This window comes from Nonomuraea sp. LPB2021202275-12-8 (assembly GCF_037044575.1).
GTDB lineage: Bacteria > Actinomycetota > Actinomycetes > Streptosporangiales > Streptosporangiaceae > Nonomuraea.
In genome coordinates this window covers 21,485-34,349 of sequence record NZ_JBAHWD010000035.1, presented here as the reverse complement: position 1 = coordinate 34,349, position 12,865 = coordinate 21,485, and the positions used below count along the sequence as shown (strand labels likewise).

General features: G+C 67.9%; 9 protein-coding genes. 8 read left to right on the top strand and 1 reads right to left on the bottom strand.

Going from position 1 to position 12,865, the window contains the following annotated elements; genetic code table 11:
• Positions 1 to 53 precede the first annotated feature (53 nt).
• The 3 genes from V5E28_RS39895 to V5E28_RS39885 all read left to right on the top strand — a co-directional run bounded on the left by V5E28_RS39895 (position 54) and on the right by V5E28_RS39885 (position 3,154).
• Positions 54 to 626, top strand: coding sequence for an MBL fold metallo-hydrolase (locus V5E28_RS39895; RefSeq protein WP_336214929.1), 573 nt, complete (start codon positions 54 to 56; stop codon positions 624 to 626).
• A gap of 105 nt (positions 627 to 731) precedes the next feature.
• Positions 732 to 2,138 carry a hypothetical protein gene (locus tag V5E28_RS39890; RefSeq protein WP_336214928.1) on the top strand — a complete coding sequence of 469 codons (1,407 nt, stop codon included), beginning with the start codon at positions 732 to 734 and terminating at the stop codon, positions 2,136 to 2,138.
• Positions 2,135 to 3,154: an endonuclease/exonuclease/phosphatase family protein gene (locus V5E28_RS39885; RefSeq protein ID WP_336214927.1), complete on the top strand. Its 1,020-nt coding sequence runs from the start codon at positions 2,135 to 2,137 to the stop codon at positions 3,152 to 3,154. Before V5E28_RS39890 ends, V5E28_RS39885 begins: the two co-directional genes overlap by 4 nt.
• A 462-nt stretch (positions 3,155 to 3,616) precedes the next feature.
• On the opposite strand, the gene V5E28_RS39880 is transcribed toward V5E28_RS39885, so the two are convergent.
• The gene (locus V5E28_RS39880) at positions 3,617 to 4,198 is read right to left on the bottom strand and encodes a hypothetical protein (RefSeq protein WP_336214926.1); all 582 of its coding nucleotides are present in this window, start codon (positions 4,196 to 4,198) and stop codon (positions 3,617 to 3,619) included.
• A gap of 303 nt (positions 4,199 to 4,501) precedes the next feature.
• Here V5E28_RS39880 and V5E28_RS39875 point away from each other — a divergent pair, with 303 nt between their 5' ends.
• The 5 genes from V5E28_RS39875 (at position 4,502) to V5E28_RS39855 (ending at position 12,572) form a co-directional block, all read left to right on the top strand.
• A complete protein-coding gene (locus V5E28_RS39875) occupies positions 4,502 to 5,152 on the top strand; it encodes a TetR/AcrR family transcriptional regulator (RefSeq protein ID WP_336214924.1) in 651 nt (216 codons plus the stop codon).
• A 645-nt stretch (positions 5,153 to 5,797) separates the two neighbouring features.
• Entirely contained in the window at positions 5,798 to 6,016 is a 219-nt protein-coding gene (locus V5E28_RS39870; RefSeq protein WP_336214923.1) for a ferredoxin, read from the top strand.
• Positions 6,013 to 7,416, top strand: a complete 1,404-nt coding sequence (locus tag V5E28_RS39865; RefSeq protein ID WP_336214922.1) for an NAD(P)/FAD-dependent oxidoreductase — start codon at positions 6,013 to 6,015, stop codon at positions 7,414 to 7,416. The genes V5E28_RS39870 and V5E28_RS39865 overlap by 4 nt, the downstream gene beginning before the upstream one ends.
• Before the next feature lie 38 nt (positions 7,417 to 7,454).
• Positions 7,455 to 8,714: a cytochrome P450 gene (locus V5E28_RS39860; protein ID WP_336214921.1), complete on the top strand. Its 1,260-nt coding sequence runs from the start codon at positions 7,455 to 7,457 to the stop codon at positions 8,712 to 8,714.
• A gap of 639 nt (positions 8,715 to 9,353) precedes the next feature.
• Positions 9,354 to 12,572 carry a bifunctional cytochrome P450/NADPH--P450 reductase gene (locus tag V5E28_RS39855; RefSeq protein WP_336214920.1) on the top strand — a complete coding sequence of 1,073 codons (3,219 nt, stop codon included), beginning with the start codon at positions 9,354 to 9,356 and terminating at the stop codon, positions 12,570 to 12,572.
• Positions 12,573 to 12,865 lie beyond the last annotated feature (293 nt).

The following is a 12,865-nucleotide window of genomic DNA, read 5'->3' as shown; positions in this document are numbered from 1 at the left end:
GCAATGGGCCGGCCGCCTCCACACTTGCCATGAGGCACAGAACAGAGGTGAACATGACGGATCTCACGGCCGGCGCGGTTCAGACCGTCCTGCATGAGGGGTACGGCAGTGCCGGAGTGGCCAGCACGGTCGGCTATGTCGAAGACGGCGATGTCCGGCTCGTGATCGATCCCGGCATGGTGCGGAGCCGATCGCTGATCCTCGATCCGCTGTCGACTCTGGGAGTGGCGCCGGATCACGTCACCGATGTGGTGTTCAGCCACCACCACCCCGACCACACTCTCAACGCGGCGCTGTTCCCCAACGCCAGGTTCCATGACCACTGGGCGATCTACTGCGACGATCAGTGGACCTGGAGGGACGCCGAGGGCTACAAGCTCAGCCCAGGGATCATGTTGATCCGCACGCCGGGACACACCTTCGAGGACATCACCACACTCGTCGGGACACTCGACGGCATCGTCGCCTACACGCACGTCTGGAATGACGCCACCTCGCACGGCGACAGGCATGCCGTCGACATGCACGCGCTCCACGCCGCACGTAAGCGGGTGTTGGCCGTCGCAGACATCATCGTGCCCGGCCACGGCCCCGCCTTCGTCCCCGGACCGGAAACGCCACGCTGACGGGCGGGCCGGCACCTGCTGAGCCGCACCTGGAGACATACCGGCGACATACCGGAGCTCACTACGCTGACTGGCTCGTACCTGATCATCCCCGAAGGAACTCTCGTGATCCGTCTCGCGCTAGTGACCGTCTTCGCCGCGCTGCTGTCGATGATCCCCGGCGTGTCCCACGCCAGGGTCCCGGGCGCGCTGGGCACGGCGGGCAACCTCATGCGTGAAGAGCAGCCGCGCGCCGACGGGATCAGGCACGTGGACACCAAGGCGATCATCGCGGGGCTGAAAGCACTCAACGCGAACACCTACGTCTATCCGATGGCCGGTGACAACGTGCACTGGACCGACCTGCGGGATGAGTTCCTGCCCGCGGCGGCCGCCGCCGGGATCGACGTCTGGGTGCTGGTGTACTCGCCGAGCCAGGAAAGCTGCTGCGTTTCCCGGCCGTTCAAGCACGACTACGTTGCCTGGTCTCGCGAGATCGCCACCCTCGCCAAGAGCCACCCGAACCTGGTCGGCTGGACGGTGGACGACTACGCCTACGACCTCAAGACGTTCACCCCCGCCTACGTCGGGCAGATGCGGTCGGTGGCCAAGGCGATCAGCCCCGCGCTCAAGTTCGTCCCGACCGTCTACTACGCCCAGTTCACCGACGCGTTCATCGCCGAGCAGATCCCGCTGGTGGACGGGGTGGTCTTGCCCTTCCGTGACGAGCCGTACCGGGACACCTCCTGGTCGTGGAGCCTGTCGTACCAGGTGCAGCAGCTCGCCAAGAGGCTGCCCGGCACGGAGGTTTACCTGATGCCCTACGCCTACCCGCTGAGCCACGCCGCCCAGAAGCCGACGGTGTCCTACGTCGAGGCGGTCACCAAGAAGGGCGTCGAGCACGTCCGCAGTGGTGAACTCGCCGGGGTCCTGCAGTACAAGCTCCCGTTCCTCTCCCGCGACCAGGCATGGACGCGCCCTACGACCGACAACCTGGCCCGCACGGGCGACGGGCGGCTGAGCTTCGTCGTCCAGAAGCAGACAGCCACCAAGGCCGGCATGTCGTGCGGCGCGACGCGGAAAACCGTCCTGATCTCGGGGGCGGCCAAGCGGGTGGTGAGCTTCTGGCACCGCGACGCCCGCGGGCCGAAGCATCCGGCTGGGTACCACATCAAGCAGCTCCTGCTCAACGGCCAGGTGGTCTGGGAGCGAGACGTCGCCGCCGACGCGGCGGACACGTGGGTGAAGGCGACGGTCGACCTCACGGCCAAGCTGAGCGGGGCGACGAGCGCGACGCTGCAATGGCGCCTGTACGAGCGCAAGGGCGTGAGCGACTACTTCATCGACGTCAGCGTGGACGACATCGCGCTCACCGGTCTGGAGATGAGCGACCCCGGCGTGGAGAACGCCGCCGTCTGGACGCCCACCCTGGCCCGCCAGGGCGGCGCGGTCTACTGCTCCGCCCAGGTCTACCACGAGAACTACGGCGCCGACCTCGGTGCGCGCATCGCCAAGCTGTACGCCGCCGGGTGAGCCCCGAGCTCGAGCCGGAGGACTACGCCGCGGTGACGGAGCACATGAGCGGCGCGGCCGCCGCGACCTGGAACCGGCACCCGTCCGCGCTGGTCTCCTTCACCCGCTGGGCCAAGCACCAGGACGTGCTGGCCACCAACCCCGCCCGGCAGAACGATCTGATGACCGCTGATCGTCCCACAGAAGCCGCATGCCCTCGACGGTATCGGAGGTCGCTGAGACGCTGTCAAAGTCGTCGATCATCGTCAAAGGGGAATCAGCGCATGCGTCGTCAGCTGTCGGTCCTCATCTCTCTCATTCTGGTCCTCGTCTCCGTGGGCGCCTTACCGGCGGGCGCCGCGCAGGAGTTCCGCGTCCTGCAGCTCAACCTGTGCCACAGCGGGGTCAACACCTCCTGCTTCAACGGGGCCGCCACCATCCAGGAGGCGAACGCCGTCATCACCGCCAGGCAACCCCACGTCCTGTCGCTCAACGAGATTTGCAAGAACGACCTGCCCGTGCTCGCCCCTGCCATGGGGAACGGCTTCAGCACGTTCGCGCCCGCCCGCCGTCCCGATGGCACGCCCGTACGCTGCACCAACGGTGACGAGTACGGCAACGGCCTGATCTTCCGCTCACCCACTCCGGGGACGGTCTTCTCCGGCCAGTACGCCATCCAAGACAGCGGCACCGAGAAGCGCGTCTACGTGTGCGCCGAATTTGCCGATCTCGTGGGGTGCAGCACACACCTGTCCACCACGGGCAGCGTCGCCATGGCGCAGTGCAAGGCGGCCATCGCTCTGCTGCACGGCCGGACCACGGCTGGCAAGCCGGTCATCCTGGCCGGGGACTTCAACCTCAAGTACGCCCCGCTGTTCGGGCCCAACGTGCAGGAGTGCAACCAGGCGCCGTTCTTCAGGAAGGGGGACGGGAGCGTGCAGCACGTGTTCGCGGCCAACCTGGGGTTCGTCAGGACCGAGGTCGCCGGCATGCGATACACCGACCATCCCGCCCTCCACGTCGTCCTCAGCCGATAGTTGTCATATGAATTATGGATTTATATGACGGCTTGACCCAGCTCAAGGTCGGAGCTTTCGGCGGGCCCAGGAAGGGAGGGCCTTGCGAAAATGCCCTCCCATTGCTTGCGCCTTGCGCGGTGGAGGTGCAGCCTCGCCGCAGTCCTGGAGGTGGGCGATGAAGGCGGCGGGGTGTCGGGCAACCCGACCTTCTCACAGAACGCGCCGGCCGCGGCTGGCGCTCCTGCCTGGGCAGCAGGTGGCCGCTCCAGTCGGCGTACTCGCTCGATATGCCTGATGGATGGTAGTGGGACAGCACCATGTTCCAGGGAAGTGCGGCCTACTGCGAGATGCTCCGGGCTTTGCCGAAACGCCGGCTACGGGCCTCGGACTGGACGCCAGGGCAGGCTTCTCGACGTGGGTTGGGGTCAGGCACCGTGACACTCGCCCTGGGCGCGGTTCTTCGCTGAGGCGGTCGTGCGATCATGCCCGCTGTACGGAACCGGCTACGTCCGCGTAGCGAATGATCTGGGTGGCCAGGACCAGAACTGTGGCCAGTGCGGCGGCCGAGCCGATCAGGACCATTGGAGTGTGCGGGCCAAGCAGCCAGAGCAGGGTCAGGGCGCCCAGCGGGGGCGCGCAGAACGCAGCCAGGTCCACCGCCAGTTGTAGCCGCTTGCGAGAGGGGCGGAGTGGATCCTCGCGGTGGTATTTCTCCCACTTGAACACGCCGATGTCACCGGAGCCGTCGTTGACGAGGGCGACCAGACGCGGCCCCAACCTGTCGCGGACGTACCGCCCGATGGCGGCGATCTTGTGATCGTTGGTGAGGTAGGCCCAGCCCAGCACCGCGGCGGCCAGCGGCAGCAGCAACAGCAACTCCAGCCGGCCCATGGTTGTGGTGACAGTGCTGATACCGGCGACTGCGGTGAGCGTGGCGTACAGCAACTGGCCGCGCGCGCCGATCCGCTGCCGCTCCTCCGCCTTCAGGGCGTCGTATTCGCTCAGCAGCGCCTTGACCGCGTGCTCTGGACTTACTGCGGTGGTGTCGGTGATTGCGGGCATGATGAAATCTGCCTCCCTGATCTGTTGGATTGGCGGGATGTGCGGGCGCGCTCTCCGCGGAGTCGCCTTGGCCGATCGACCAATGCGCGAGGCGCCCGCGGCGGCGCACATCTGGACCCTCTCGCCGCCAATCGCCCGATTCTTCTCATGTCTGATGATTCTTGTATGCTTCTGACGGTGTCGTCACTTATGGACAGTATCGTCACTTATGTAATGAGCGGTCAAAACGATAGTGAGTATCCCGTCACTTCTGACGGACCGCACTACAGTGGGCGGTGACAGCAGCGACAGGAGTGAGAACAGATGGCCGACGCCGTACCGAGCCGCTTGGATCGGCGCAAGGCGCGCACCCGCGCCGCGCTCGTCCAGGCGGCCCAGACCTTCATCGCCGACGGCAGGACCAATGTGGCGATCCTGGAGCTCACCCAGGCCGCCGACGTGGGCATGGGCTCGTTCTACAACCACTTCTCCGGCAAGGACGAACTCTTCCAGGCAGCGGTGGAAGACGCCCTGGACCGGCATGGCGCGGCGCTGGATGAGCTGACCGGCGGCATGGACGACCCGGCCGAGGTGTTCGCCTTCAGCTTCCGGCTGACCGGACGCCTGCACCGCCGCCATCCTCAGCTCAGCAAAGTCCTGCTCAACACCGGCCTGGCCATCGCCGCCTCGGAGCACGGCATTGCCCCGCGTGCCCGACGCGACATCCAAGCCGGCATCAAAGCCGGGCGCTTCACCGTGGGCGACCCGGAGCTCGCGTTGGTGATGGCCGCAGGCGCCGCACTATGCCTCGGCCAACTGCTCCACACCCAGCCCGACCGCGACGACGCCCAGGCCAGCGACCAGATCGCCGAAGACCTGCTGCGCACCTTCGGCATCCCCGCCGACGAGGCCCACCAAGTCTGCCAACGTCCCCTGCCCGAGCTGGACCTGCTTCGCCCCGACGCCATCGCGTAGCAGTGCCCGTCGACGGCACGTGAACCGGTCATGAGCATCAGAGGCTTCGGCGACCACATCTACGACCTGAACACAGCACTGGACGACGTGGAGGTCAATCTCGATCTCGGCGGGGAGACCGAGGCGGGCCCGCGCTCACACTCAGCGGGGTCACAGTGGTACAGCCCCCGAGAGGGCAGATGTCGACGATCTACCCGCGGTGTCTCCCTCTGGGCCGAGGTCGTAGGCAGGGCGTTCGCATGGGCTGCGCCGTGTGCCGGTGCTCGCCGGCCCGCTGAGGCCGCTGCCGCTATCGGAGAGCCCACCCAGGGCATGCGGGCCGCCCTTGCCGACGGGCCTCCGTCATGGCCGCTGTAGCGTTACCGCGCACGCCGCCTGTAGCGGCCGGAATGTTCGGCACGGAGCATGTTTACCTGACAGCGGTTGTGCTCATGGGAACCGGGTGGAGAATTGTCTTGTGGGGATCGGCCGAGGCGCACCTTGGTGCCGACGCCATCGGGTGTGGACCGGGGTCCCCGTGCCGTGACGCTCAAGGCATTGATGGGCCTGTCCAGCTGGGTCGCCTGGCGGAAGGCCGGATAGTCGCGTAGCCGAATGACCGATGGTCGTTGTGGGGCGGCAGGCGTGGACGGAAGGGGGCTGCCCATGCGTATCGTCGTGGACCTGAATCGGTGCCAGGGATACGCACAGTGCGTGTTTCTGGCCCACGAGGTCTTCAAGTTGAGTGGTGAGGAGGCGCTTGCCTACGAGCCGAACCCCGATGACGCGCGGCGCCTGCAGGTTCAGCGAGCCGCTGCGGCCTGCCCGGTGCAAGCGATCGTGATCGACCGTCTGAACGGCGCGGAGCGGAGCGTGACGTCATGACCGTGCCGGCAACGGTCGCGGAGCTGGTGCGCGACTTCAAGGCCAACGGCCGGATCGTCATCGTCGGCGCCTCCATGGCGGGACTGCGGGCCGCCGAAGCCCTGCGCGAGGAGGGCTTCCGCGGGTCTTTGACCATCATCGGGGACGAGCCGTATGAGCCCTACGACCGTCCCCCGCTGTCCAAACAGGTGCTCAAGGGCTGGGTGCCGGCCGACCACACTCAGCTGCCCCGCTTGCGGGACCTGGATGCGCAGTGCCGGCTCGGCGTGGCGGCCACCGGGTTGGACCGGGTCACCAGGCAGGTGCGCCTGGCCGACGGCGAGCAGGTCCCGTACGACCGGTTGCTGATCGCCACGGGCACTCGCGCGCGGCGGTGGCCCAACCCGACCGAGGCCGCCCTGGAGGGGGTGTACTCACTGCGCTCGCGTGATGATGCCGCGCGGCTGCAACAGGCGCTGGCGGCAGGGCCGTCGCGGGTGCTGGTCATCGGCGGCGGGTTCATCGGCTCGGAGGTGGCCTCCGTCTGCCGGGAGCTCGATATCCCGGTGACCGTCGCCGAGCGGGGCTCGGCGCCGCTGGTCGGCGCGCTCGGCGGGGTGATCGGCCAGATCGCCGCGGAGATGCAGCGAGACCATGGCGTGGACCTGCGCTGCGGGGTGGGCGTGTCGTCGCTGGAGGGCGACGCGGGCGGACACGTGCGGAGTGCTCGGCTCTCGGACGGGACCACCGTCGAGGCCGACGTGGTACTGGCCGCGCTGGGGTCCATCCGCAACGTGGACTGGCTGGAGGGCTCCGGGCTGGCGGCCGGCTTCTGGGGCATCGGCTGCGACGCCGGCGGTCGCGCCTTCGACATCAACGGCGTGGCGACCGACACCGTCTACGTGGCGGGGGACGTGGCGCGCGCGCCCCACGTGCTGTATGAGTACCAGTTTCTCGCGATGGAGCACTGGGACAATGCCGTCTTCGGTGCCGAGGTCGCGGCCCACAACATGGTGAACCTCGAACCGGACTACCATCCGCATCTGTTGCTGCCCGGCTTCTGGTCCGGCCAGTTCGGCGTCAACATCAAGTCCGTCGGCGTGCCGCCGTTCGGCGACGAGATCGTCATCACGCAGGGGTCCGTGAAGGAGCGCCGCTTCGCCGCCGCCTACGGTCGTCGGGGCCGCATCGTCGCCGCCGTCACCTTCGATCACGGCAAGTGGCTGGAGTACTACGCGCGGCTGATCGAGCAATCCGCCCCGTTCCCGCCCCCGCCGCCAGGCTGGGATCGGCCCGACGACATGAACCCGATGCCGGCCGAGTTCCCAGCGCCGGGCGCCCCGACGGCGTTGCCCGACGTCGTCTTGACCGGCCACGACCCGAACGAGCGGAGAGCCGAGTTCCGGCCTCGAGGTCACTGACGCGCGCCCCTCGGGACAACAGGAAGGACGGGAGCATCATGGTCGAGGAAACCCCCTGGCAGCAGTCCCTCCGCAAAGCCAACCGCGCCAATCCGTACCCGTTCTACGCCGAGCTCCGGAAGACCCCGGTGGCGCGGCAGCCGGACGGCACCTACGTCGTCAGCACCTACCGAGAGGTCGTCGCGTTGCTCCACGACCCCCGGGTCAGCTCCGATGTCACGAAGCGCCCCGGGGCGACCCCGGTCGCGGCCGAGGTGGAGGCCGGATCCTCGCCGATTACGCAGGTCGTTATCGAGCCGAACATCATCACCCAAGACCCGCCCGAACATGATCGAGATCGCAGCCTGATGATGCGCCACTTCGGCCCGCCCGAACGTCCCCACATGATCTCTGACCTGGAGCCCGAGATCTGCCGAATCGTCGCCGACCTGCTGGACAAGATGAAGGGCAAGACCCGCATCGACGTCGTCGACGAATTCGCCTTCCCCCTACCGGTGACCGTGATCTGCAACATCCTGGGCGTCCCGCTAGAGGACATACCGCGCTTCCACGCCTGGATCGAGGCAGCCCTTGACGGTGTGGACCTCGGCCCGGAGGCGACCTCGGAGGAGCAGCAGCGCCTGGCGCAGGGGAGCGTCGAGATGGTGGGCGAGTTCAGGCAGTTCCTGGCCGACCTGCTCGACCACTACGCCAAGCATCCCGGTCCGGGCATGCTCTCGGCGATGGTCCACGACGACGGACCCGAGGACCGCATGTCGCAGGAGTCGCTCATCAGCAACGCCGTGCTCCTGCTCTTCGCCGGGCATGAGACCTCGGTCAATCTGATCGCCCACAGCGTGCTCTCCCTGCTGCGGCACCCCGACCAGCTCGAGAAGCTGCGCCGCCGGCCCGAGCTGATCGTGCCGGGGGTCGAGGAACTGCTGCGCTTGGAGTCGTCGGTCCAGTTGTGGCACACCAGGACCGCTCTCGAGGACATCGAGATCGCGGGCACCACCATCCCGAAGGGCGCGCCGATCTTCCTGGTCTACGGCTCGGCGAACCGCGACCCGGAACGGTTCGCCAACCCTGACCAGCTTGACCTCGAGCGGCCGGACAACCAGCACCTCGGCTTCAGCCAGGGCATCCACTACTGCTTCGGCGCCCCGCTCGCGCGGCTGGAGGTCCAGATCGCCGTCGGCGAGTTCTTCCGCCGCGCGGAGAACCCTCGGCTCGTCGTCGACCCGCCGCCATACCGCCACAACCAGATCTTCCGCGGCCCGCGCCACGTCCTGGTCGATCTCGACGGGATCCGCGACTGACCCACTTCCCCTTGGAGTGCGTCGGCGAGGCCTACCAGCTCCTGCACGACGGCAAGATCCAAGGACGCGCGGTCGTCAACCCCCCCGAGCACCTCATCAAAGCGACCGGGCCAGCTTCCGGAGGTGCCAGGGCACCCGTTCCCGACCGGACCGCCCCTTGGGCTCTCCCTCGCCACCTCCTGGCAATGCCGTGCTCGGAGGTGGCGACGGTCAGGCCGGTGTTGAGCAGGGCTTGCTGAGCTGGGGATGGCGGCGCTGCGGGCGTGCGGTCAGCCGGCAGCTGAAGGCGAACACCTCGGCCGGGTCGTCCATGCCGCCGGTCAGCCCATCCAGCGCCGCGCCGTGCCGGTCCAGTTCCCCGATTCACTGTAGTTCAGTCCGTCAGGAGTGACGAAACACTCACTACTGTATGACGAATCATTGCATAACTGACGGTACTGTCCATTAGTGACGATATCGTCAGATATATGCAAGGGGTAGCTGATCAGCACGACGTGCCGAACACCAACACGCCCGAGCGCCGCGGCAAGGTCGGCAACGCCTTGCCGCCGTCGAAGAGGAGCTCGGCCTCGGCTGAGAGCACAAGTCCAACCGCGGCAAGCGCCTGCTGCCGCAGCTTCCCTTTCCAGGAGGAGACCCATGACCGACCAGCTCGCCACCGGCCTTCCCCCCGTTCGGTCCTCGTGCGGGATCCCGATTCTCGGCCACACGCCGCAGATCCCCGACACCAACCCGGTCGAGTACTTCGCCGAGCTGTCCAAGCAGTTCCCCGAGGGGATCTTCAGCATGGACATCGCCGGCCAGGAGAACGTCTTCGTCTACGACCCGGACCTGGTGACCGAGGTCTGCGACGAGACCCGTTTCGGCAAGCCGATCTTCCCGCCGCTGAGCCATGTCCGGGACTACGCCGGCGCCGGCCTGTTCACGGCCCACGACGATGAGGAGGTCTGGGGCATGGCGCACCGGATCCTCATGCCGGCCTTCAGCCAGCGGGCCATGAAGGGCTACTTCGGGCAGATGCTGGAGATCGCCCAGAATCTGGTGGGCAAGTGGGAGCGCAAGCAGGGGCAGCCGGTCAAGGTGACCGACGACTACACCCGGCTGACGCTGGACACCATCGCCCTGTCGGGGTTCGGCTACCGGTTCGACTCCTTCGGCAAGGAGGGGCTGCATCCCTTCCTTCAGGCGCTGCTGGAGGCGCTGGTGGAGTCGATGCGGCGCTCGCAGGAGCTGCCGATGATGACCAAGCTGCGCAAGGCCGACGACAAGAAGTACCGCGAGAACATCCAGCTGATGCGTGAGCTGGTCGAGAGCGTGATCAAGGAGCGCCGTCGAGGGCAGAGCGGCGGTGAGGATGACCTGCTGGGCCTGATGATGGAGGCTGTCGACCCGGAGACCGGCAGGCGGCTGGACGACGACAACGTTCGCGATCAGGTGCTGACATTCCTGATCGCCGGTCACGAGACCACCAGCGGTCTGCTGTCGTTCGCCACGTACTCGCTGATGCGCAACCCCCACGTGCTGGCCCAGGCCTACGCCGAGGTGGACCGGATGCTGCCCGGCGACACCGTCCCCAACTACGACACGATCATGAAGCTGGACGTCATCCCGCGGGTGTTGGAGGAGACCCTGCGGCTATGGGCTCCCATCCCGCAGATCATGAAGGCGCCGTTCGAGGACACCGTCATCGGTGGCCGCTACCACCTGCGGCAGGGCACGAAGACGAACCTGCTCATGTTCCCGACGCACACCCACCCCAAGGCGTGGGAGCGTCCGCTGGAGTTCGACATCGACCGGTGGCTGCCGCAGAACCGGGCCAAGCACCACTCGCACGCCTACAAGCCGTTCGGCAACGGCCGGCGTGCCTGCATCGGCCGCCAGTTCGCGCTCACCGAGGCCCGCCTGGCCCTCGCGCTGGTACTGCAGAAGTTCAAGTTCTCCGACACCACCGACTACCAGATGGACGTCCGGGAGGCGCTGACGCGCAAGCCCGGCGACTTCGAGCTGGTCGTGCGGACCCGTCAGGAGCACGAGCGGGCCATGTTCGGTGTCTCAGCGGCGCAGACCGACGACAGGCAGCAGGAGGCCGCGGTCAGCGGTGTCGGGGTGAGCCTCACCGTCGCCTACGCCTCCAGCCTCGGTAGCTGCGAGGACCTGGCGCGCACGATCGCCGACCGCGGCGAGCGGTCCGGGTTCGGCACCACCTTGCTGAGCCTGGACGAGCTGGGCGACGACCCGCCCACCGAGGGCCTGCTCGTCGTCGTCGCCGCCAGCTACAACGGCAAGGCGCCCGACAACGCCCAGCGCTTCGACGACCTGATCGCCGCCGGGCTGCCCGAAGGCTCGCTGTCCAACGTGCGCTTCGCGCTGCTGGGCGCCGGCAACACCCAGTGGGTGGCGACCTACCAGGCGTTTCCGAAGCGGGTCGAGGCCGCCCTGCTGGCCGCCGGGGCCACCCCGGTCATCGAGCGCGGTGTGGCCGATGCCGCCTCCGACTTCGACGGCATGGCCACCCGCTGGATGGACGCCCTGTGGACCACCCTGGCCGAGGAGTACGCCGCCGACACCTCCGACGCCGGCGGACCGCGCTACCAGGTGCGGCTGCTCACCGAGGCGGACGTGCGCCCGGCGGTCGTCTCCGAGCAGGCCCACCCACTGACCGTGGTGGCCAACGAGGAGCTCGTGGACGACCCGACCGGGCTGTGGGACTTCAGCATCGAGCCACCACGCCCGTCCGCGAAGTCCATCACCGTCGAGCTGCCCGAGGGCGTCACCTACGCCACCGGCAATCACCTGGCCGTCTTCGCCAAGAACGAGCCGGCGCTGGTCTCCCGCGCGCTGGCGCGGCTCGGCGTCGAGCACGACCAGGTGCTCCGGCTCGACCAGCCGGCCGGTGGCAGGACGCACCTGCCGGTGGGCGTGCCCGTCACAGCCGGACTGCTGTTCACCGAGTTCCTGGAGCTGCAGGAGGTGGCCACCCGCGCCCAGGTGCGCATCCTGGCCGAGCACACCCCGTGCCCCTGGACCAAGCCGCAGCTGGAGGCCTACGCGACCGACACCGAGGAGGCAGACGAGCGGTACCAGAAGGAGATCCTCGGCAAGCGGGTCTCGGTGCTGGATCTCCTGGATCGCTTCCCCGCCGTCGAACTGCCGCTGGCGGTGTTCCTCGACATGATGGGGCCCATCCGCCCCCGCTTCTACTCCATCTCCTCCTCTCCACTTGCCAGCCCGCGCCAGGTACGGCTGACCGTCGGCCTCGTCGAAGGCCCTGCACTGTCGGGCAACGGCGCGTATCGCGGCCTGTGCTCCCAGTACCTGGGACGACTTAAGCCCGGAGACGTCTTCTACGGTTACGTGCGCGTGCCCTCTCCTCCCTTCGCGCCGCCCGCCGAACCCGCCACACCGCTCATCCTCATCGGGCCCGGCACCGGCATCGCACCTCTGCGCGGCTTCCTGGAGGAGCGCGCCTGGCAGCGGGAGAACGGCACGAAGGTGGGCCCGTCCCAGGTCTTCGTCGGCTGCCGCCACCCGGAGCACGACTGGTTCTACCGGGAGGAGATGCACGCTTGGAAGGAAGCTGGGATCGCCCAGGTGTACACCGCCTTTTCCGCGGTGATCGACCACCCGGCCCGGTTCGTCCAGGACGCCCTCATCGCCGAGTCCGACACGGTGTGGCAGGCGCTCGAAGACGGCGCGTACGTCTACGTCTGCGGCGACGGCCGCCGCATGGCGCCCGCCGTACGTGAAGCACTCGCCGCCATCCACCGCAGCCACACCGGCAGCGACGACGAAACCGCCCGGCAGTGGGTCGACCGGCTCGAGGCAGACGGCCGCTACCAGCAGGACGTCTTCGCCTGATCCCCGTCCACCACGCCCGAACCGGGTCAGCCATCGGACGACCCCGACAGCGACGCCCTCGGCTGCACGCCGGGCGCACGGCACCCATCGGGTCGAAATGGTTGACGAAACTCGGCATACCTGGCCGCGAGGCGAGGGGAGCGGCACCGATCACCTGCCCCGCAGCGCCTGCAGGTGACGCACGGAATGTGAATACAACGGAAGGAGTACGTGCTGTGACGGCACACCTGACGCCCCTGCATGACTGCGAGGCTCCGCGCCGATCTGGTGAAGGCCGGACCGCACCGGCGATC

Coding starts and splice junctions, on each gene's coding strand:
- V5E28_RS39895 (WP_336214929.1), top strand. CDS start 54: ATGACGGATCTCACGGCCGGCGCGGTTCAGACCGTCCTGCATGAGGGG.
- V5E28_RS39880 (WP_336214926.1), bottom strand. CDS start 4,198: ATGCCCGCAATCACCGACACCACCGCAGTAAGTCCAGAGCACGCGGTC.
- V5E28_RS39875 (WP_336214924.1), top strand. CDS start 4,502: ATGGCCGACGCCGTACCGAGCCGCTTGGATCGGCGCAAGGCGCGCACC.
- V5E28_RS39870 (WP_336214923.1), top strand. CDS start 5,798: ATGCGTATCGTCGTGGACCTGAATCGGTGCCAGGGATACGCACAGTGC.
- V5E28_RS39865 (WP_336214922.1), top strand. CDS start 6,013: ATGACCGTGCCGGCAACGGTCGCGGAGCTGGTGCGCGACTTCAAGGCC.
- V5E28_RS39860 (WP_336214921.1), top strand. CDS start 7,455: ATGGTCGAGGAAACCCCCTGGCAGCAGTCCCTCCGCAAAGCCAACCGC.
- V5E28_RS39855 (WP_336214920.1), top strand. CDS start 9,354: ATGACCGACCAGCTCGCCACCGGCCTTCCCCCCGTTCGGTCCTCGTGC.